Source organism: Acinetobacter sp. SM1B, from assembly GCF_003289665.1.
GTDB classification, from domain to species: domain Bacteria; phylum Pseudomonadota; class Gammaproteobacteria; order Pseudomonadales; family Moraxellaceae; genus Acinetobacter; species Acinetobacter schindleri.
In genome coordinates this window covers 1,691,384-1,712,554 of sequence record NZ_QMBM01000001.1, presented here as the reverse complement: position 1 = coordinate 1,712,554, position 21,171 = coordinate 1,691,384, and the positions used below count along the sequence as shown (strand labels likewise).

General features: G+C 42.4%; 21 protein-coding genes and 2 tRNA genes. 11 read left to right on the top strand and 12 right to left on the bottom strand.

The genetic code is table 11. The features are described from left to right. Nucleotides 1–149 precede the first annotated feature (149 nt). Nucleotides 150–416, top strand: coding sequence for a hypothetical protein (locus C8322_RS08270; protein ID WP_008303677.1), 267 nt, complete (start codon nt 150–152; stop codon nt 414–416). Nucleotides 417–434: 18 nt separating this feature from the next. Here the strand turns inward: C8322_RS08270 and C8322_RS08265 are convergent, their stop codons facing one another. The 5 genes from C8322_RS08265 to C8322_RS08245 all read right to left on the bottom strand — a co-directional run bounded on the left by C8322_RS08265 (nt 435) and on the right by C8322_RS08245 (nt 3,065). Then, nucleotides 435–878, bottom strand: coding sequence for a DUF2726 domain-containing protein (locus C8322_RS08265; RefSeq protein WP_026056769.1), 444 nt, complete (start codon nt 876–878; stop codon nt 435–437). A 59-nt stretch (nt 879–937) separates the two neighbouring features. Beyond that, nucleotides 938–1,013: transfer RNA gene (locus C8322_RS08260), tRNA-Asn, on the bottom strand. Nucleotides 1,014–1,301: 288 nt separating this feature from the next. Then, nucleotides 1,302–1,377, bottom strand: a tRNA-Asn gene (locus C8322_RS08255). 148 nt (nt 1,378–1,525) lie between these two features. Then, the gene (locus tag C8322_RS08250) at nt 1,526–2,152 is read right to left on the bottom strand and encodes a superoxide dismutase (RefSeq protein WP_111810502.1); all 627 of its coding nucleotides are present in this window, start codon (nt 2,150–2,152) and stop codon (nt 1,526–1,528) included. A 154-nt stretch (nt 2,153–2,306) separates the two neighbouring features. Continuing rightward, the gene (locus tag C8322_RS08245; protein WP_008303169.1) at nt 2,307–3,065 is read right to left on the bottom strand and encodes a Nif3-like dinuclear metal center hexameric protein; all 759 of its coding nucleotides are present in this window, start codon (nt 3,063–3,065) and stop codon (nt 2,307–2,309) included. Between the two features lie 172 nt (nt 3,066–3,237). Here C8322_RS08245 and C8322_RS08240 point away from each other — a divergent pair, with 172 nt between their 5' ends. The 9 genes from C8322_RS08240 (at nt 3,238) to C8322_RS08200 (ending at nt 11,257) form a co-directional block, all read left to right on the top strand. Further along, nucleotides 3,238–4,419: a trypsin-like peptidase domain-containing protein gene (locus C8322_RS08240; RefSeq protein WP_004810569.1), complete on the top strand. Its 1,182-nt coding sequence runs from the start codon at nt 3,238–3,240 to the stop codon at nt 4,417–4,419. Between the two features lie 141 nt (nt 4,420–4,560). Continuing rightward, nucleotides 4,561–4,818, top strand: a complete 258-nt coding sequence (locus C8322_RS08235; protein WP_004810565.1) for a hypothetical protein — start codon at nt 4,561–4,563, stop codon at nt 4,816–4,818. A gap of 80 nt (nt 4,819–4,898) precedes the next feature. Next, complete coding sequence (gene rutD, locus C8322_RS08230) at nt 4,899–5,690, top strand: pyrimidine utilization protein D (RefSeq protein ID WP_008303166.1); 792 nt, start codon at nt 4,899–4,901, stop codon at nt 5,688–5,690. A gap of 349 nt (nt 5,691–6,039) precedes the next feature. After that, on the top strand, nt 6,040–7,146 hold the full coding sequence (gene rutA, locus C8322_RS08225; protein WP_008303165.1) for a pyrimidine utilization protein A: 1,107 nt from the start codon (nt 6,040–6,042) through the stop codon (nt 7,144–7,146). Beyond that, nucleotides 7,143–7,904 (top strand): pyrimidine utilization protein B, encoded by a 762-nt coding sequence (gene rutB, locus C8322_RS08220; RefSeq protein ID WP_111810501.1) that lies wholly within the window; start codon nt 7,143–7,145, stop codon nt 7,902–7,904. The genes rutA and rutB overlap by 4 nt, the downstream gene beginning before the upstream one ends. A 31-nt stretch (nt 7,905–7,935) precedes the next feature. Beyond that, nucleotides 7,936–8,316 carry a pyrimidine utilization protein C gene (gene rutC / locus C8322_RS08215; protein WP_008303155.1) on the top strand — a complete coding sequence of 127 codons (381 nt, stop codon included), beginning with the start codon at nt 7,936–7,938 and terminating at the stop codon, nt 8,314–8,316. A gap of 145 nt (nt 8,317–8,461) precedes the next feature. Next, complete coding sequence (gene rutF / locus C8322_RS08210; RefSeq protein ID WP_376699438.1) at nt 8,462–8,977, top strand: NADH-dependent FMN reductase RutF; 516 nt, start codon at nt 8,462–8,464, stop codon at nt 8,975–8,977. A gap of 33 nt (nt 8,978–9,010) precedes the next feature. Continuing rightward, on the top strand, nt 9,011–10,366 hold the full coding sequence (rutG, locus tag C8322_RS08205) for a pyrimidine utilization transport protein G (RefSeq protein ID WP_008303153.1): 1,356 nt from the start codon (nt 9,011–9,013) through the stop codon (nt 10,364–10,366). 51 nt (nt 10,367–10,417) lie between these two features. Further along, nucleotides 10,418–11,257 (top strand): NAD(P)-dependent oxidoreductase, encoded by an 840-nt coding sequence (locus C8322_RS08200; RefSeq protein ID WP_008303152.1) that lies wholly within the window; start codon nt 10,418–10,420, stop codon nt 11,255–11,257. A 134-nt stretch (nt 11,258–11,391) separates the two neighbouring features. On the opposite strand, the gene C8322_RS08195 is transcribed toward C8322_RS08200, so the two are convergent. The 3 genes from C8322_RS08195 to lipA all read right to left on the bottom strand — a co-directional run bounded on the left by C8322_RS08195 (nt 11,392) and on the right by lipA (nt 15,819). Beyond that, on the bottom strand, nt 11,392–11,784 hold the full coding sequence (locus C8322_RS08195; protein WP_008303147.1) for a carboxymuconolactone decarboxylase family protein: 393 nt from the start codon (nt 11,782–11,784) through the stop codon (nt 11,392–11,394). A 166-nt stretch (nt 11,785–11,950) separates the two neighbouring features. After that, nucleotides 11,951–14,455, bottom strand: a complete 2,505-nt coding sequence (locus C8322_RS08190) for an acyl-CoA dehydrogenase (RefSeq protein WP_111810500.1) — start codon at nt 14,453–14,455, stop codon at nt 11,951–11,953. A 350-nt stretch (nt 14,456–14,805) separates the two neighbouring features. After that, nucleotides 14,806–15,819: a lipoyl synthase gene (lipA, locus tag C8322_RS08185; RefSeq protein WP_004893961.1), complete on the bottom strand. Its 1,014-nt coding sequence runs from the start codon at nt 15,817–15,819 to the stop codon at nt 14,806–14,808. 217 nt (nt 15,820–16,036) lie between these two features. Here lipA and sthA point away from each other — a divergent pair, with 217 nt between their 5' ends. Then, on the top strand, nt 16,037–17,452 hold the full coding sequence (gene sthA / locus C8322_RS08180) for a Si-specific NAD(P)(+) transhydrogenase (RefSeq protein ID WP_004810544.1): 1,416 nt from the start codon (nt 16,037–16,039) through the stop codon (nt 17,450–17,452). Between the two features lie 130 nt (nt 17,453–17,582). On the opposite strand, the gene C8322_RS08175 is transcribed toward sthA, so the two are convergent. From C8322_RS08175 to C8322_RS08165, 4 genes are all read right to left on the bottom strand, one after another. Continuing rightward, complete coding sequence (locus C8322_RS08175) at nt 17,583–17,912, bottom strand: four-helix bundle copper-binding protein (RefSeq protein WP_004893963.1); 330 nt, start codon at nt 17,910–17,912, stop codon at nt 17,583–17,585. Nucleotides 17,913–18,515: 603 nt separating this feature from the next. After that, nucleotides 18,516–18,650 carry a hypothetical protein gene (locus tag C8322_RS14685; protein ID WP_265735900.1) on the bottom strand — a complete coding sequence of 45 codons (135 nt, stop codon included), beginning with the start codon at nt 18,648–18,650 and terminating at the stop codon, nt 18,516–18,518. Further along, nucleotides 18,643–19,851 carry an MFS transporter gene (locus C8322_RS08170; RefSeq protein ID WP_111810499.1) on the bottom strand — a complete coding sequence of 403 codons (1,209 nt, stop codon included), beginning with the start codon at nt 19,849–19,851 and terminating at the stop codon, nt 18,643–18,645. Before C8322_RS08170 ends, C8322_RS14685 begins: the two co-directional genes overlap by 8 nt. A gap of 153 nt (nt 19,852–20,004) precedes the next feature. Then, the gene (locus C8322_RS08165) at nt 20,005–21,075 is read right to left on the bottom strand and encodes an OmpW/AlkL family protein (protein ID WP_111810498.1); all 1,071 of its coding nucleotides are present in this window, start codon (nt 21,073–21,075) and stop codon (nt 20,005–20,007) included. Between the last annotated feature and the right edge of the window lie 96 nt (nt 21,076–21,171).

Genomic DNA, 21,171 nt, shown 5'->3' with positions numbered 1-21,171 from the left:
GTTAGGACTCAGGTTTTTTTATTTAAAGCAAACTATGGGACAGCAGTGGCTTCGGCTCCTTTTTTTATTTGTTATCTTGCTAAGTCTTGAGCAATCATCTGAGTTTGTTATAGTGGCTCAAGATTTTAGATCAAGAGTATAGGTTTGTTATGTCGCAACAGACAAAAACCCGCAGTGTCAAGAAACTGGTTATTTTTGGAACCCTAGCTTTATGTATTCCAATCTTTTTGGTCACGATGGCATTTCTGGCTGTAAATAGTGATGCCAAAAATCAGGAAAAGTATAAACAGCAGCAGGCTGAAATGATCGCCCGAATTGAAGCACGTGAGGCAGCTGAGAGAAAGCAGGCAGTGGAACGGCAAGCGAATGCTGAAACAGACGTGCAGGCAGCCTCAGAGGCCAATATTCAGCAATAAGTATTTTATATAAATTTATTATCTTAAATCCCGTTGTAGTTGTCTGATGCTCGGTATTTCCGTGTATCGGACAACGGTATAGCCTGCTGCAATCAGCATGGCATCGCGTTCAGCATCTTCCTTTTCTTTGCCAAAATGACTCGGATCATCGAGCTCTACAATTGCAACGACATTATATTCCCGGTCCATCACTACAAAGTCAGTCACCTTGCGATTGAATTTACTCCGCATATTCATCTGGTCATGAGTAATCAAGGCACTGAAAGCAACTTGTGCCAAAATATGATGATGAGGAAAAGCATCTTTCAGACGAGTAAACATCCTGCTTTCAAAGGCAGTAATGACACGTTTGGGGTAAAATTTTTGCTGGCGGGTAAACAGGTGCGGGAAGAGCAGGCAAAATAAGGCGAAACTTGCCAGACAGCCAATCACAAAAAAAATAATCTGACTCAAATGAAACACAGTAGAACTTAGAACAAATAAAAAACCCACTTCATAATGAGTGGGTTCTTCGAGAATCTTGGCTCTCCCACCTGGGCTCGAACCAGGGACCTGCGGATTAACAGTCCGTCGCTCTACCGACTGAGCTATTGGAGAATCTGAAAGCGATTATAGAGAGATTTGAAAAGGGGTCAAGGCACTTTTAGAAAAAAGCTGCAGAAATTGAATCAAGTGTTTTAAAAATAGTCGAAAAGGTTTTTAGTTCAAAATGTTATATTTAGGTAAAACAGGGCAACAGTCAGATTTTAATAAGCCTTAATTCTTGTAAATGATCTGAAATGTCGGAAATGATATGGCACAGTGCATACAGATCAATACGATTTCAATCTAAAAATATAAGTATAAAAAAAGCCCACTTCGCAATGAATGGGCTTTCTGGAATCTTGGCTCTCCCACCTGGGCTCGAACCAGGGACCTGCGGATTAACAGTCCGTCGCTCTACCGACTGAGCTATTGGAGAATCTGATCGGCATTTTAGGGAGGAATCGGCAGGTCGTCAATCAATTAATGTAAAGAAATGAATTGTTTGCTTTATAAATATTCATTTAGAGCCTAAAAATAAAAAAATCACCCAAAATGGGTGATTTTTTTAGTAAAGAAATAAAGAATTATTTCTCAACACCTGCAGGCTGGCCTGCATATTTCGCGTTTGCGTAGTCCCAGTTCACCAGGCTTTCTAGGAAAGTAGAGATATATTTAGGACGAGCATTGCGGTAGTCGATGTAGTAAGCGTGTTCCCAAACGTCAATTGTCAACACAGCAATTTTACCGTGTGCCATTGGCGTATCAGCATTAGACGTTTTAAGAATAGAAAGGTTGCCGTTAACTTCGTCAGCAACTAACCAAGCCCAACCTGAACCGAATTGAGTTGCAGCAGCATTGGCAAATTCTTCAGCGAATTTTTCGTAAGAGCCGAAAGCTTCATCAATTTTCGCAGCTAATGGGCCAGTTGCAGCACCACCGCCATTTTTTGCCATACAGTTCCAGTAGAACGTGTGGTTCCAAACTTGTGCAGCGTTATTAAAGATACCTGCTTTAGATGAATCGCCAGCAGAAGCCAGGATGATTTCTTCTAAAGTTTTGCCTTCAAGCTCAGTACCAGCGATCAGGTTGTTCAGGTTAACCACGTAAGTATTGTGGTGTTTGTCGTGATGGTATTCTAAAGTTTCTTTGCTAATGTGTGGAGCAAGATCTTCGTAGCCGTAAGGTAATGCTGGTAAAGTAATGGTTGTCATGTTTTCAATTCCTTGCATTTTGCTGGGTTTTGACAATAAGTGGCTTTATTGTAATAGAAAAACAGGCAGAAATGCGCATTGCAGATAAATAAGAATACAGAATAAAGCCTGAAATTATACGTATAAAGCCACTGTCAAATACCGTCAGGTGAAATTAAATCGGATTGTTTAATTCGAAATAACTATACTCAATATTGAACTGCTGGGAAATAGCTTTTGCGAGGCGTTGAACACCATATCTCTCGGTTGCATGGTGACCGCAGGCATAATAATGCACATCCAGTTCCTGAGCTTCATAGAAGGTCCGTTCAGACACTTCACCAGAAATATAGGCATCACAGTTCTGTGCTGCAGCTTTTTGAATATAATCCTGCGCACCTCCAGTACAGAAACCAACTTTACGAATTTCAGTTTTGTCTGCTGATAAATGAATCGCATCAAAGCCCAATTTTTCTGAAACATAAGCCTTAAATTGCTCTGGTGTCATGGCCTGTTTTAAATAGCCAATATTGCCAATTGGACGACGTTCATTTGGATCTAATTGTTCCAGATTTTCCAGTTCCAATAGGTCGGCAATTGCAGCATTATTTCCCAAAGCGGGATGACTGTCTAAAGGCAGGTGATAGCCAACCAGTGAGATATCATGTTGAATTAGTGTCTTAATCCGTTTACCGCGCATGCCAGTAATTGGGTAAGGTTCACCCTTCCAGAAATAGCCATGATGTACCAGTAGGAGATCCGCGCCCTGAGCAATTGCGGCTTCGATGGCTCCTTGAGAAGCAGTCACAGCACACAAAATTTTATTGACCTCAGACTTCCCTTCAATTTGCAAACCATTTGGGGCATAGTCCTTGAATTCATGTGCGATCAGTGTTTGGTCGCACCATTGAATAATGTCCTGCAATCTGGCCATAAATTTCTCTCTAAACCTTTCAATTGTCATCATCAAAACATATTTTGAATTGTAACTAAAGCAGCACAAATCTCTTTTGCTTTTTTTATGTTTAGTTTTGTGTTTAGCTTTACAATAGAGCACAAATTACTTAGTCATCAATAAATTAAAAATATTGTCAGAGGATAATAACGTGCGTCGGACCTTTACATGGTTACCTTGGGTGTTGCTGATCTTAGTGATCATCGTCTTTCTAGGTTGGCAGCAGTTGCAAAAGCCAAAAGCACCTGTTGCGCCAGATGGCGTCAAAATGCCTGCTGAAAAAGTTGAACCATTACTGGATACTTCACGTGCTGGTGGGGTGGTTTCTTACAGCGCTGCGGTGAAAGTGGCTGCACCGGCTGTAGTGAATATTTTTACCACACAAAAAGTGAAGAGACAGGATAATCCTTTACTGAATGATCCTGTGTTCCGTGAGTTTTTCGGTGATCAGTTACCAGAACAGTTCTCTCAGGGGCCAAATGAAAACAGCCTGGGTTCAGGCGTAATTGTGCGTGCAGATGGTTATATTCTGACGAATAATCATGTGATTGCGCAGGCTGACCAGATCATTGTCGCCTTAAATGATGGCCGCCGTGCTGAAGCAGAAGTGATTGGGACTGACCCGGATACTGACCTGGCAGTGATCAAGATTGAGCTGGATAAATTACCGGTATTGCCATTTAAATTGAGTGGTAATGAAGTTGGTGATGTCGTTCTGGCGATTGGTAATCCGTTCGGTGTGGGTCAAACCGTGACGCAGGGGATTATTTCTGCGACGGGTCGTTCTGATCTGGGTATCAATACCTATGAAGACTTTATCCAGACGGATGCAGCAATTAATCCAGGAAACTCAGGTGGTGCCCTAATTGATGTTTCAGGGAATTTGATTGGGGTGAATACGGCAATTTTCTCTCAGTCTGGCGGTTCATTAGGCATTGGTTTTGCAATTCCAGCCAAGGTTTGTCAGCAGATCATGAATGCCATTTTGAAAGATGGCCGTGTAGTGCGTGGCTGGTTAGGTATTAGCTTGTTGCCTCCACAACGAAATGATGTAATGAAACCATCCGAACAGGGCGTGACTGTGGCAGAAGTATTGCCGAATGGTCCTTCCGCCCAAGCAGGTATTCAGCGCGGTGATAAGATCATCATGGTCAATGATGAACAGATTACTTCAGCCTCACATCTGATTAACTACGTAGCTCTGCAAGCTCCAGGTAGTAAAATTAGGATTGAAGTGGAACGTGAAGGTAAAAAACAGGATCTGGAGGTTGTGGTGGGTGAACGTAAACAGCAGCAAAATACATCATCGCAATATATTCCTTTACCAGAATAAAATTTAAATCGCTTAAAAAAATCTCTCCTGGTGAGGGATTTTTTTATGATCAATTTTTATTTTTGGTTTACAAAACACGAATATTTTATGTGATTTAAATCATTTAATTTCATTGAATAAAATCAAAAAAGAGTAAAAACAATGAGTTTTATGACTGCGGACCAGGCCAAAGTTTTATCGAATGTAGCCAACTTGAATATTGAAATGTATAAGCCCCGTTTGGCTCAATTAATTGAGGATAATGCCCGACAAGGCAATACTGCTGTATTGACAGTATTTCCAAAACATTTGCCTTTAGAAGAGATCCGTGGTCTTTCGGCAGAATTGACTGAACTGGGCTATAACGTACGTTTTGAGGTGCAGGAATTTTATTATAGCTTTAATGTCTACTGGCTATAATTTTATCAATTGTTCAAAAATAGTCTTATTCAGGCATATATTTTGCTGTATTCATCTCATAGTTCAAATATGAGAGTTTTATGTCTTTGTTTATTCACTCTGCAGCACAGGCACATGCGCCTTATATAGTGCTTTCCTCCGGCTTGGGCGGACATGCCAGCTTCTGGAATCCTCAAATTAAAGCCTTACAGCAAAATTTTCATGTGGTGACCTATGATCAGGAAGGTTGTCATGCGGATTCTGAACTCTTTCCAACGCCTTATTCCGTAGATCATATGGCTCGGCAGATCCTGGATTTATTGATCAATGAGGATATTTGCGAGTTTCATTTTATTGGACATGCATTGGGTGGGCATATTGGTATGCAGCTCGCAACCTATCAGGTGGAGAAAAAATTTAGGTTGCTGAGTCTGACCATGTTGAATGCCTGGGGAGAGCTGGACTCACATACCCAAAAATGTTTTCAGGCAAGGACTTCTTTATTGCTGAATAGCGGAGCAGAAGCCTATGTTCGGGCCCAAGCTTTATTTCTATATCCACCACACTGGATCTCAGCACATATTGACCCATTAACCGAAGCAGAAAATAAGCAGCTCCTTGACTTTCCACCGATTCAAAATGTCTTGGCACGTATACAGGCAGTACAAGCTTTTCAACTAGAAAAAGTGCATCAGCAGGCACTCAAAAATGTTCCTGTACATCTGATTGCCAACCGGGATGATTTCCTGGTGCCATATCAATGTTCACAACAACTGCAGCAGTTATTGCCACATAGCCGGTTTAACCTGCTCGAAACGGGAGCACATGCTTCTACGGTGACTGAAACTGCCCTGATCAACCAAAACATGCTGCATTTTTTAAAATCAGCCTGATATTTTCAGCCAATAAATCTATTTATTTAAGTCAGACCCTGGGTCTGACTTTTTATTTTTTCTAATGAATAATTTCTATGGTATGAGCAGTAATTTTACTGCGAATTTATGCAGGTTCTGCACACGCATGAATTTATATAAATGCACTTGAATGAAACATAGTGAACGAAATTGATTCATGGTTAAAAACAGTTATTTTACTAAAAATTCAAAAAAATAAATATTAAGTTATTGAAATAATTTGAATAAATATAGTTGGCACACGGTTTGCAATGTTTATATTGCAGATAAGATTCCCGCAGTGGATTCAAGATTTTGAATAAGTGTTAAAAAATAATGAGGTGTAAAAATGAAAATAGGTGTCTTCTGTCCAATTGGAAACAACGGCTGGTTACTCTCTGAAAATGCACCGCAGTACATGCCGACTTTTGAGTTAAACAAACAAATCGTACAGCGTGCTGAGCACTATGGTTTCGATTTCGCACTTTCTATGATCAAGCTGCGTGGCTTTGGTGGCAAGACTGAATTTTGGGAACATAACCTGGAAACGTTTACCCTGATGGCAGGTCTTGCGGCTGTCACCAGCAAAATTAAAATTTTCGCAACTGCCGCAACTCTGGTGATGCCACCTGCAATTGTCGCGCGCATGGCATCAACCATTGATTCGATTTCAAATGGCCGTTTTGGTCTGAATGTCGTAACCGGCTGGCAGCCACCTGAATATACCCAAATGGGTATGTGGCCAGGTAATGACTATTTTGGCAAACGCTATGAATATCTGTCTGAATATGTACAAATTCTGCGTGAACTTTGGGCGACTGGTAAGTCAGACTTTAAGGGCGAACATTTCCAGATGGAAGATTGCCGTGTCAGCCCACGTCCACAAGCGGATATGAAAATTATCTGCGCAGGTCAGTCGGATGCCGGTCTGGAATTTTCTGCGCAATATGCCGACTACAACTTTGTCTTTGGTAAAGGGCTGAATACTCCAACGGCTTATGCAGAAATTAATGATCGCTTAAAAGAAAAAACTGACCTTACTGGCCGTGATGTGCAGACGTATGTACTGTTTATGGTGATTGCTGCTGAAACCGATGAAGAAGCGCAAGCCAAATGGCAGCACTATAACGATGGCGCCGACATGGAAGCGATTAACTGGCTAATGAATCAGGGCGGTAAAGATACCACTTCAGGTGCAGATACCAATATCCGTCAAATGGCTTCTAGCGTATCTCCGGTGAATATCAATATGGGAACCTTGGTGGGTTCTTATGAAAATGTGGCACGAATGTTGGATGAAATTGGCGAGATCAAGGGCACAGAAGGTGTGTTGCTGACTTTTGATGATTTTATTCAAGGGGTTGAAGATTTTGGTCAAAAAATCCAGCCACTGATGAAATGTCGTGAGCATATTGTGCTTGAAGATACAGTACCGGTTCTGGAGAAAAGCGCATGAGTAAATCAGTCGTAACAGCCGGTTTTACGGAAAAACTCGGCACAGGAAAAACGCTTAAAGCGGAACCAGAAGCAATTTGTCTTGCACCAGAACAGACGGCCCTGATTGTGATTGACATGCAGAATGCCTATACCTCGCAGGGTGGCTATCTGGATCTGGCTGGTTTTGATATCTCAAAAACCAAACCCGTGGTCGAAAATATAAAAAAAGCAGTCGATGCTGCGCATGCGGCCAGTATTCAGGTGATTTATTTCAAAAATGGCTGGGATGCAGAATATAAGGAAGCGGGTGGTACGGATTCTCCGAATTTCCATAAATCCAATGCCTTAAAGACTATGCGTAAACAGCCTGAATTACAGGGGAAATTACTGGCCAAGGGCGGTTGGGATTTTGAATTGATTGATGAATTAAAGCCATTGCCACAAGATCTGGTCATTGAAAAACCTCGCTATAGCGGTTTCTTTAATACTGCACTGGACAGCATGTTGCGTGTGCGTGGTATTCGCAATCTGGTGTTTGTGGGAATTGCCACCAATGTTTGTGTGGAATCGACCTTACGTGATGGTTTTTTTCTGGAATATTTTGGTGTGGCACTTGCAGATGCATGCCATCAGGCCGGGCCAGTCGAAGCCCATGAAGCCAGTCTGTATAACATCAAGACCTTCTTTGGCTGGGTATCCGATACCGCAAATTTTGTCGAAACCTTTCAAAAAGAAAGTGAATCACTTAAAGAAACTGAATTAGCTGAAAGTGCCTAAAGAATTAAAGATCAAGATTAAGGAAAACAGTATGCCTAAAGAAGTCATTATTCCAGCAGGAACTTCAAAACCGTTAGCGCCGTTTGTACCGGCAACCAAGGCCGACAATATTGTCTATGTATCAGGCACGCTGGCCTTTGATGAAAATAATAACGTGGTGCATGTCGGTGATGCCGCGGCCCAGACCCGTCATATTCTGGAAACCATCAAGCGTGTCATTGAAGAAGCCGGTGGCAGCATGGATGACGTCACTTTCAATCATGTGTTTGTCAAAGACTGGGCAGATTATGCAGCAATTAATACCGTTTATGCAGAGTATTTCCCGGAAGATAAGCCGGCACGGTATTGCGTACAGACAGGTTTGGTCAAACCTGATGCGCTAGTCGAAATTGCTTCGATTGCCCATGTATAAGCCGATCCACCTGATTCAATCTCATTACTAGATGCCCCAGGTCTGAAACTGAACATCGATTTGGGGTAGGGAGAACAGCATGAATGCCAAACTATCTAAAATCATCACAGAGACAGTTGCAGAAAATAAAGCATTAAATAAGGTTTTGGCGACTAACGCATCGGGTGACATCTTTACCCAGGTCGATCAGCAGATTTTCCGTCAGGGCATGTCTAATCTAGGTGCTGCAGTGAATGTCATTACCACGCAAGGTCGTTCAGGCATGGCTGGATTTACCGCTTCGGCCGTATGTAGCGTGACGGATACACCACCAACGTTACTGGTGTGCCTGAACCGTTCTGCGTCAGTCTATGAAACCTTTAAAAAGAATCAGGTGTTGTGTGTGAATACCCTGGCATCACATCAACAAAATCTTTCCAATCTGTTTGGTGGAAAAACACCAATGGCAGAGCGTTTCAGTCAGGGGAACTGGAAAACTTTGGTGACCCAGTCACCTGTACTTGAGGATGCCTTAGTCAGTTTTGACTGCGAGGTGGTCCAATGTTTATCCGTAGGCAGTCATGACGTGCTGTTCTGTGAGGTGAAAGCCATGTGCCAGAGTCAAGGCAATGCACTGATGTACTTCAATCGTTCTTACTGTGAGCCACACAAAATGTGCTAAATCAATTCAATCCTAATCAAGGAGGGGAAGCCGATGCAAGAAAAAGAAACATGGTTTCCAAAATTTAAGCCTTACCAAGGCAATCTCGATACCACACCAGTGCAAACAGATGAATATTTGCCTGCTGGGAAAAGTATTATTCTCGGGTTACAGCATGTGTTTGCCATGTTTGGCGCAACCGTGCTGGCACCCTTATTAATGGGGTTTGATCCCAATCTCACAATTTTTATTACCGGGATTGGTACCATTTTATTTTTCCTGATCACGGGCGGTCGATTGCCTAGTTATCTGGGATCCAGCTTTGCCTTTATTGGTGCGGTAGTCGCAGTGACTGGTTATTCCGGCGTTGGCGCGAATCCTAATATCGGACTGGCGCTTGGCGGTACGATTGCTTGCGGTATTGTTTATGCCTTGATTGGCCTGCTGGTCATGAAAACCGGTACCAACTGGATTGAAAAACTGATGCCACCGGTGGTCACTGGTGTAATCGTGATGATTATCGGTTTGAACCTGGCTCCAGTGGCAATCAAAAGCGTTTCAGCGAACCAGTTTGATTCCTGGATGGCATTAATCACTATTATCTGTATCAGTGTGATTGCTGTATTTACACGAGGAATGGTACGCCGTCTGTTATTGTTATTGGGCTTATTATCTTCCTATCTGATTTACTTCCTTTTCACCAATGTGATGGGCTTCGGACCTGCAATTGATTTTACCAAGGTCAGTGAAGCGGCATGGTTTGGTTTGCCGAATTTCCAGAGTCCAGTCTTTGAAATGAATGCCATGCTGATGATTGCACCAGTGGCAATTATCTTGGTTGCAGAAAATCTAGGGCACTTTAAGGCAGTCTCTGCGATGACCGGTAAAAACCTGTCTCCATATATGGGTCGTGGTTTCTTTGCTGATGGGGTGTGTACTTCATTGTCCGCTTCTATCGGCGGTACCGGGATGACCACTTATGCTGAAAATATCGGTGTGATGGCAGTGACCAAAGTGTATGCAACCACTGTATTTGTCTTTGCTGGTATCTTCGCCATTTTGCTCGGACTTTCACCTAAATTCGGTGCAGTGATCAGTACCATTCCAGTGGCCTTGTTGGGTGGTGCATCGATTGTCGTATTTGGTCTGATTACTGTGGCTGGTGCGAAAATCTGGGTAGATAACCGTGTTGATTTCACCAAGAACAGTACGCTGATTATTGGTGCAGTCTGTCTGATCATGGGCACAGGCAACTATAGCTTGCAGATTGGTGGTTTTGATCTGGGGGGTATTGGTACTGCGACTTTAGCTGCGATTTTGTTGAACCTGTTCCTAAATCGTGGTGAAGATAAAGAATTGCCTGAACCCGCATCGACTGCAACTGACATCGAGGTTAAGCCGGTCGCTTAATCCAAGGAGCATTTTTTGAGTCATACAATTGCATTTTTAGGACTCGGGGCAATGGGCTGGCATATGGCCTCCCATTTGCCAAAACTCGGACATCAGGTTTGGGTCTGGAACCGGACTGAACAGAAAGCTGTAGCGCATGCTGAAACTTTTGCAACGCAGGCAGTGAGTATTGAGCAGGCGGTTCAGGCAGATTTTATCTTTTCCTGTTTACCGACCAGTCAGGATGTAGAAGCATTAATTGCAGCTCATCCACCCAAACAAGGTGCAATCTGGATTGACTGTACCAGTGGTGTACCGGAATCAGCACAGAAACTGGCGAAGCTCTTGGAGCAACAAAGCAGTTTTTATCTGGATGCACCGGTTTCTGGCCAAACCGTTGGCGCAGAAAAAGGCACTTTAACCGTGATGGTGGGAGGAAATAAAGCTGCCTTTGCGCAAGCCAAACCGGTCATTGCTGCTTTTGCAGGTTTGATTGAATATGTGGGAGAAAGCGGTTCTGGTTTTGCGGTGAAAGCCGTGAATAATACCTTAATGGCGACTCACTTATGGGCATTGGCTGAAGGGCTGACTGTGCTGAAAGGGCAGGGCGTTGATTTAAGCAGTGCACTAAACTGTATTAATCATTCCAGTGGTAAAAGCAGCATGTCGGAAAATATCATGGCACAGCGTGTACTGAGCCGTGAGTTTCACAAGACCTTTGCGCTGGATTTATTGCAGAAAGATATTGGTATTGCCTTGGAGTTGGTACAGCAACAGCAACTGGATTTATCAGTAATGTCTTTGGTTCAGCAAGAGTTTCAGCAGATTGCCAAACCACAGGCCAGTCAGCTGGATTTCTCCGCTGCGGTGCAAGGCTTGGAACAGCGAACTCAAATTGAATTAAAAGGATAAGTTTATTTTTAGATAGAGACGCTATGATTCTTTAATTGAAGAATAATAGATTTATCGATTCAAAATTTAAAAAGCCGGGAATTTTAATTCCCGGCTTTATTATTGATAAGCCATTTAAATAGCCTAAGCAATTCTTAATTCTCTTGATTCGTCTGATATTCCTGAATCACTTCAAGCGCTGCACGGAAGGCTTCCTGTGTGGCCGGGGCACCGCAGTAAGGCAGGCTGTGCAGTAGCACTTCCTGAATTTCTTCAACTGTTGCACCATTATTCAAAGCGCCACGAACATGGCCTTTCAATTCAGTTGGGCTTTTTTGCGCGGTAAGAAAAGCAATGGTAATTAAAGAACGGTATTTACGTGGTAAAATCCCTTCACGTTGCCAGGTCGAACCCCAGGCATGTTCATTAATCCAGTCCTGTAAAGGTTGGGTAAAAGGAACTGTATTGTCCTGAGCGCGCTTTACAAAGCTTGCACCCATCACTTCAGTACGGACTTTCAAGCCATTTTCATAATCTTGTTGTGACATCATTGACCCTCAATTTTATTATGAGTCTAGCTTAACGTTTTATCTCTTAAATACCATCGTGCAATAGTCGTAAAAAAGTGGCTGAATAGCCACTTGAGATATCCAAAGTGAGGTCAATAAATAACTTCACTTTGTAATCAAGGTCTGATTTAGATAAAAGTTCTATCTAAGGACTGGTTGAATGTGAAGGTGCACTTTGAACTGAAGTATCAGTACCTGTTGCATCTGCTTTCGAAATATGAGGATTTTCCAGCTCCAATACTTCCTGTAAATGCAAATCGAAGACATCAGTCAACATGCTGTCATAGCGACGCGCATTATAGTGCAGTAACTTATTGGCTTCTTCTTCATTAATAAAGCCTTGTTCATGCGCATCAGCCACATGATCAGCAAAACTGAGTCCTTTAAATTGACCTTTGTTTTCAGCTTTTTTAAAGCGATCCCAAAGCTGCTCAATTTCCAGTAACATGGTGAAGGTTGATTCCATACGACCATTTACATCATCTTCCGCTGTGCTATAGAAAACATGCTTTTTCAGTACTTTCCGGAAAGCGTTATCTTCCATCATGACATTTGCGACTTCCTGTTTAAGTCGGTCAGATGGTTTCGCGACAGGGCGGCCAAATGGGAAACAGATAAGTTTGACCATGCCAGCAGCAACACCCACCGGGAAATTTGCAAACAGGTCATAAAACGCTTCCTGAGCCGTATATAAAGATTTCTCAATTGCCAATTGTGCATGCAGACGTTCAGCTTCAGTTTTTTTGCTATGTTCAAAGAATTTCAGGATTGCCGTCGCAATAAACAGATGGGCATGAATATCAGCCAGACGGCCAGAAAGCATTTCCTTGCGTTTAATATCACCGGCAAGTAAACCCAGACACATATCTGCAGTCAGGGCAAAGTTGGCACTGAGCCGGTTGATAATCTTGTAATAGGGACGGGTAAAATCAACCGCACTTTGTGGCGCAGCACTTGAACCCCTGCTAAAAGCATAGGCAAAAGAGCGGGCAGTCCGGTTAAAGGTATAACCCAGATGTTTAAACAACATAGTATCGAATGGATTCAGAGCGGCTTTTGGGTCTTCAGCTTGCAGAAGCTGTAATTCTTCATACAAATAAGGATGGCAACGCATCGAGCCTTGACCAAAGATCATCAATGAACGGCTCAGAATATTGGCGCCTTCGACTGTAATCGATACTGGAATGGCCTGATAGTTGAGAGCCAGGAAGTTACGAGGTCCCATTTGAATCGCACGGCCACCCACGACATCCATACCGTGATTGACAATTTTACGCATGGTCTCAGTGGCATAGTATTTAGCAATTGCCGTCATGACTGCCGGTTTACCACCTTGGTTCAAGCCACAAGTCACTAAATAACGGAAAGCTTCCAGCATATAGGCATCACTGGCAATTTCACTATTGGCTTCCTGTACGCCTTCAAATTTACCCACTGAAATCTTGAATTGCTGACGGATTCGCGAGAACGCACTGACATTCAGGTAAGTCATTTCGGCACTGGAGGTAGACAAAGCCGGTAGGGAGATACCACGACCAACCGCTAGACATTCCATCAGCATACGCCAGCCTTTACCGGCATTTTTCACGCCACCAATGATCCAGTCTAAAGGAATAAATACATCCTTACCTTCAACAGTACCATTCATAAAAGGGGAGCCAGGATTATGACGTGGACCGACTTTTACCCCTTCATGATTGGCCGGTAGCAAGGCACAAGTAATCCCATAGTCAGTTTTATCCCCCAATAGATGATCAGGGTCATACATTTTAAAAGCCAGACCAACCACGGTGGCAATTGGTGCTAGAGTAATCCAGCGTTTGGAGAAATTCATTCTCAGTCCCAAGACTTCCTGACCTTCAAACTGTCCATAGCAGACCACACCGGTATCTGGAATCGCACCGGCATCTGAACCGGCTTCAGGACTGGTCAGACCAAAACATGGGATTTCTTCACCTTTGGCCAGACCTGGTAAATAACGATCTTTCTGTTCATCAGTACCGTAATGCAGCAGTAGCTCACCCGGCCCGAGAGAGTTAGGCACCATACAGCTCACAGCAGCAGTGAGAGAGCGTGAAGAAATTTTGCTCATCACCCGGCTTTGAGCAAAGGAACTAAAGGCACGACCGCCGTATTCTTTGGGAATGATTAGTCCCAAGAAACCATTATCTTTAATGTATTGCCAGATATGTTCAGGCAGCATTTTCTTCTCATGGATTTCCCATTCATCCAGCATGCTACACAGCGTTTCGACCTCGTTATCCAAGAATGCCTGTTCCTCAACGGAAAGTTTTGGATAGGGATAGCTATTAAAGGTTTCCCAGTTCGGCGCCCCCATAAAGAGCTCTTTTTCCCACCAGCTAGTGCCGGAATCAAGAGCCTCACGTTCTGTCGGACTAATGCTCGGCATGGCATCCGCTAAAGCTTTATAGGCTGGCCTGGAAATAAAAGACATACGCAGAGGATCAATTAGCACGACCAGACTAATCAGAATTAGGGGAATACCGAGTAATAGCGACCAAGGGCTGATGAATGCACAGACCACTGACATGATCATCAGGGTAATCGCACCAGTGGTACGGGAAAATTGAAAGAAGAAAATCGCCCATAAACTGGCAAGTAGAAGAAGCACGGCAAAAATAAATAGCATTGTTATATTTCTCCAGGGTTATACAACTGTGCCGCTGCCAGTATTAATAATGTGTTTTCTTAAAACTTGAGCGATATTTTTGCATCATTTAAGAATCAGGCAAGTTCACAGCTGTTCTTGTGAGAACTATCGTTATTAAATATTTCAACGACATATTAAAGTGTTTTAACTATTTTTGAGATTGTTTGAAAAGTGAGCAGTATTCAAGTGAGAACACGCAAAGAAATGTGAAGATAAGTAATAACTTAAATTAATAAGGACAAGAAAAAAATATTAAACATTAATTTAAATTTAAACTCCTAAGCTATAAAAAAGCCCTCTATTTAAGAGGGCTTGGGTTGAAGCGATTTTTAAGCTTCAATCGTCTGAACAGTGATTTTTTTTGCCGGATCAACTTTACGGCGTACTTCCGGAACCGGTTCACCATAGTATTGACGATCTGCAAAGTAACTTGAACGTACCATCGGTGCTGACCAGATATTCTTAAAGCCAAGCTTACGGCCATGTTCTGCATAACGTTCGAATTCTTCTGGCGTTACAAAGCGGTCAATTGGCGCATGCTGTTTAGAAGGCTGCAAGTACTGACCAATCGTCACATAATCGACCTCATGTGCTTTCAGGTCATCCAGCAGTGCAATAACTTCTTCTTCAGTTTCACCAATGCCGACCATCAAACCACATTTTGTTGGAATATCCGGGCAGTATTCTTTAAACATTTTCAGCAGGTTTAAAGAGTGCTGATAATCAGAACCCGGACGCATCGCTTTATACAGACGTGGCACAGTTTCAATATTGTGGTTAAACACGTCTGGTGGACATTCAGTCATGATACGTAAAGCAATATCCATACGACCGCGGAAGTCAGGAACCAGGATTTCTAATAAAGTTTTTGGACTCAGTTCACGTGCTTCTTTAATACAATCGACAAAATGCTGTGCACCGCCATCCAGTAAATCATCACGGTCTACCGAAGTGATTACCGCATATTTCAAACCTAAGTTAGCAATCGTTTCTGCCATATGGCGCGGTTCATCTGGATCTAGTGCATTTGGACGGCCATGTGCCACATCACAGAACGGACAGCGACGGGTACAGATATCACCCATAATCATAAAGGTTGCTGTACCACCGCCAAAACATTCAGGCAGGTTAGGACAGGCGGCTTCTTCACATACGGTATGTAATTTTTGCTGACGAAGTGTAGTTTTAATACGTTGTACTTCTTCAGGTGCGGCCATTTTGACGCGAATCCAGTCCGGCTTCCGTGGTGTTTCAACCGTAGGTACAACTTTTACAGGAATACGGGCGACCTTTTCCGCGCCGCGAAGTTTGACACCCTGTTCAGGTTTACGGTTTTCAGACATATTCAACTTTTCCACTGTTTTTGAAGGGAGGAGATAATCAAAGATAGCGCTTTTATTATAACGGACTTAGCTACAAATGGGGCAAAAAGGACTATTCATTTAAAAAATGTTCTCATCACACAATATATGTCAGTTAAATACACCAAAATGACATGATTTACGTCATAATATGGCAAACAGATATTGCAGATGAATTTAATTTATAAAGGAGCGTTGAATGCCACGTAAGAAAGAGGTCGTTAGTGGGACTTTCGTTAAGTACGATGCGGTAGTTCTAGGTTCAGGCCCTGCGGGCGAAGGCGCGGCAATGAAACTTGCCAAATCGGGTAAGCGCGTTGCAATCGTTGATATGCGTGAACAACTTGGTGGTAACTGTACGCATGTTGGTACGATTCCAAGTAAAGCATTGCGTCAAACGGTATCAAGCATCATCCGTTATCAACGTGATCCAATGTTCCAGAAAGTCGGTGAATGGAAACAGTTCACTATGAAGCAAGTGCTTCGTAATGCGCATAAAGTGATTCAACAGCAGGTTGAAACACATTCACGTTTTTACGACCGTAATAAAATTGATATCTTCCATGGCCGTGCCTATGTTCAGGATGAAAATACCATTTTTGTATTTACTCCAGATGGCATTAAGGAAACGATTCAGTTTAAACAATTAGTAATTGCGACAGGTTCTCGTCCTTATCGTCCGGAAATCCTAGACTTTAATCACCCACGTGTATTTGATTCAGACAAAATTCTGGATCTGGATTATTCAATCCAAAAAATCATTATTTATGGTGCAGGTGTGATTGGTTGTGAGTACGCATCGATCTTTATTGGTCTGGGCCATAAAGTTGACCTGATCAATACGCAACCGAAGCTACTGAGCTATCTGGATGATGAAATTTCCGATGCCTTGTCTTATCACTTGCGTGAGCAGGGCGTGTTAATCCGTCACAATGAGCAGATTGATTACCTTGAAACATCTGATGATTATGTGGTTCTACATACACAAAGTGGCAAGAAAATTAAAGCAGATGCCATCCTTTGGTGTAATGGTCGTTCAGGGAATACTGATGGTTTAGGTCTGGAAAATGTTGGCTTGAAACCGAACAGCCGTGGTCAATTGACTGTAAATGATCAATATCAAACCGAAGTCGAAAATATCTACGCTGCGGGTGATGTGATTGGCTGGCCATCTCTTGCTTCTGCTGCCTATGACCAAGGTCGTTGTGCAGGTGCAAACATGAGTGGAGAGAAAGATGTTGCACCAGTGACAGATATTCCGACAGGTATTTATACCATTCCAGAAATTTCTTCAATTGGTAAAACTGAACAGCAGTTGACTGAAGAAAAAATTCCGTATGAAGTTGGCCAAGCTTCATTCCGTCATCTGGCACGTGCCCAGATTACCGGTGATACGGTAGGTGAATTGAAGATCCTGTTCCATCGTGAAACGCTGGAAGTTTTGGGCGTTCATTGTTTTGGTAACAATGCTTCTGAAATTATCCACATTGGTCAGGCGGTAATGAACAGCCCGAACAATACCATCAAGTATTTCGTGGAAACCACGTTTAACTACCCAACCATGGCGGAAGCATATCGTGTAGCGACACTGAATGGTATGAACCGTTTATTCTAATTTGATTAATTCAAGTTAGATCAAAAACCCGTAAGTATTTGCTTGCGGGTTTTTTTATTGGAATGGTTTGAGCATACAACTATTAACCTATGCCATTTGAAATGAAGAACAGGATTATCAAATTAATTTTTTAAGCCGCCATTTTTCGGCATTCTTCAGCACAACGACGGCATGCTTCGGCACACTGCAGGCAATGATCGTCTTGATGTTGACCACATTCTTCTGCACAGTAGTCACACGCTTTGGCGCAGAGTTCACACATCTCATGCATGAAAGGAGACTGTTTCTGTTCCATACGGGCGCAAAGCTGGCAAATATCTGCACAATCCAGACAGCGTTGAATACATTCCCGCATCATCTCCAGATCTTCTTCTTTAAGACAGGCGCTAGCACAGTTGGCACATGCGAGTGAACAGCTCATACAGGCCCGAACACAATCTGAAAATTGAAGCTCATTCATGGTCTTTTCCTCTATTTATATGCTGAATCCTGATTTTCTAATACGCTAAGCAGAAAAAGGAAAATACACCAGACAGATTAAGTGAGAAAAAGTAAACAGCTGCTTGGTTTTGTTAAAGATCGATTAGATCAAACCTAATATTCAGAGTTAACTTTTTGCTTGAAAATAAAAGATTTTTGATGCGGTTACAGTCTTAATGGTAGACAATCTATATGCAGAGTCATTCTTATCAAAGGTTTAGGCTACCTTTCTCGTTATCTCATTTTTTATTAAAATGGACGGAAATCCGCCAGGCTATAGCGTTTCAAGAAAGGGTAATGATCAGTTGGAAAGAGTGCCGGGAAGATGGAATGACCTGATTGTCTCGGAATACAATTCTAACTAATAATTTGCTCGTAATCACTGGGATAAATTTGTTATTACGAGGCCTCAACTTTATTTATGATAATCAAAACATATGAAAAAACTTAAACCCAGACAGCGCAAAATTATTATGAATTCTAAAATTTTGAAATAATAAAGAAATATAGTAAGTGTTGGGTTTTACTACTTTTAGTTTTTGTGCTGAAACATAGTGAAATTTATTGATGCTATTTCAGCAGTTTAATGCGCGCAGAAAGCCTGATTAAAATATTCAAACAGTTCAGGGGTTTGCAACCATAGTGCAATCGACAATGTGAGTAAAAGCAGGATTGCCACAGCAATCGAGATTTTGAGTTTCAGCAGAGACTCAGTCATGCACAATTTGCTCCTCATTAACCCAGAAATGTACCAGTACGCCAAATATACTTAATACAATTGATAGCATCCATACGGCATTGTAATTGCCTGCTATATCATGGTTAACACCACCGAGCCATCCACCAAAAAAAGAGCCGACTTGGTGTGTGAAAAACACAATGCCACTGAGCATGGTCAGGTATTTAATCCCAAACATATTTGCCACAATACCATTGGTCAAAGGAACTGTAGATAACCACAATAAACCCATAATGATTCCGAATGCATAAATTGTCCAGATGCTTAAAGGCAGGATTAAAAAGGCGATAATGGCAATACCGCGTAGTCCGTAAAGCCACATCAGCAAGTGCGGTTTGGAATAGTGGCCACCTAACCAACCTGCGGTATAGGTGCCTACAATATTAAATAAACCCACCAGAGCCAGAAAAACTGTGCCTGTGGTTGCATTAAAGCCATGATCAATCAAATAGCCAGGTAAATGGATACCTATAAAGACCACTTGGAAGCCACAGACCAAAAAACCAAGTGATAGGAACCAAAATGGTTTATGGTTTTTCGCAATGACTAAAATATCTTTAAAACTGAGCTGAACTTGATTGGTTGACGCATTCGGTACAACAAAGGCGGGAGCTTTGAGCATCCAAGCCAGTGGAATAATCATCGCAATTAAAAGTGCACTAACGACCAACGCCGCAGACCAGCCAAAGTTTTGTAACAGCAGTAAGGTTGACGGCAGCATAATGAACTGCCCAAAAGAACCCGCTGCACTGGCAATGCCCATAGCAAGGCTACGTTTTTCAGGCGGTGCAGCACGACCCACCGCGGATAACAATACAGAAAAAGAGGTCGCAGATAATGCTAGGCCCAAAATAAGACCGACACTTAAGTTGAGTAACCAACCCGTAGAGCTGACTGCCATGAGCAGCAAACCGATGGTATACAACACACCACCGACGGCAACCACGATTTTAGAGCCATATTTATCTGCTAATGCGCCTGTAAAGGGCTGCGCAGCGCCCCAAATCAGGTTTTGCATCGCAATCGCTAGACTAAAAACATTATGTCCCCAGCCAAACTCATCACTCATAGGCACAAGGTAGAGTCCAAAGCCATGTCGGACACCCAGTGATAATGCCAGAATTATTGCACTTCCAATGAGCATGTAAATCAGCGGTTTGGAAAAATGAGTTTCTGACATATTTCAACCAAAAAATGAGCTTAGAGTTCGCTATATTAAGTGAATTATTTGCTGAAAGCGATGATAAAAAATTGACTATTTGATCAATAAAAACAATGAATATTCATGAAAAAAGACGACTTGGTGTCGTCTTTTTTGTAGTTCTTTTAAGGCTTAGAACCGGTAGCCGACACCTGCATACGCTAGAATAGGGTTAATTTCAATATCGGCTGTGGATTTAATCAGTTCACCGTGCGTAGCATCTTTGACGGTAATCGTGGTTTCATTTTTAAGATGAGCATAGGACACGGAACCGACAGCAAACCATTTATCATTAAAGTCATAGGTGAAACCGACGGTTGCAATAGGCGCGAAGGCATCAGTTGCTTCTAGCTTAACTTTGGGATTGGCTGAACTTTTTTTCCCTTCAAGTGATGCACCAGCATTTCCTTCTTTAATATTGGCAATCATATGACCTGCTGCAATCAAGTCTTTTTCAGTTTGTGGGTTAATTTCCAGCTCATTAAAGTAGGCATACATCATTCCAACACCGATATAGGGGCGGAATTTATTTACCCCTGTTTTACCAAAGTGATATTGGAACTCGAAAGCAGGTGTCCATGCACGTGCAGATGCCGCAGGGCCGTGTGCTTCCAAATCGGTAATGAAAATATCATTTTCAAGTTCTAAATTTCCTAAAGCTCCGCCCATAGGTGTTGCAGTTGCTGAAAAAGGCGCATAAATTTTTCCTTTACCTTGTAAATCGACTTTTGGTGGAATCCCTGCTTTCATTTCAAAAGAAATATTGTCGGTAAAAAAGTAATTGGTCATGATGCCCAATGTGGTGACATCATCGGCTTCTAAACCTGTGCCTGGGTTGTCCCATTGACTGAGGCCACGTATTTCAGCAGTCCCACTTAGTGCTGAGGGGACATCAGCATTAATTAAAGCTAGCCCATCAAGAGTAGCCTTTAAGAGAGGATTGACGCTACTTCCTGGCTTGATATTGTCGAGCACCGTTTGTGCTTTGATATCTCCAACTTTTGCAGTTTCGCTTTCTTTAACCGATGTGTTAACTCGGAAAGGTTGAGCTTTACCTTGTGGCATGACATGTAAAGCACCGACCGATACAGAAAAGCGTTTAAATCCATCTCCATCTTGTAGACTAAAATAAGGTGAATCTGCATGTGTGAGCATAGGCAAGGCAGCAATAGATGTTGCTACACAAAGCAATGTTTTTTTCATTCTGGGACTCCATGTCCAAATTAGCTATTCGTTTTTATAGAGCGTACTCTGTACACGACAAAAATAGATAACTCATTGAAATAATGTCATAATAAT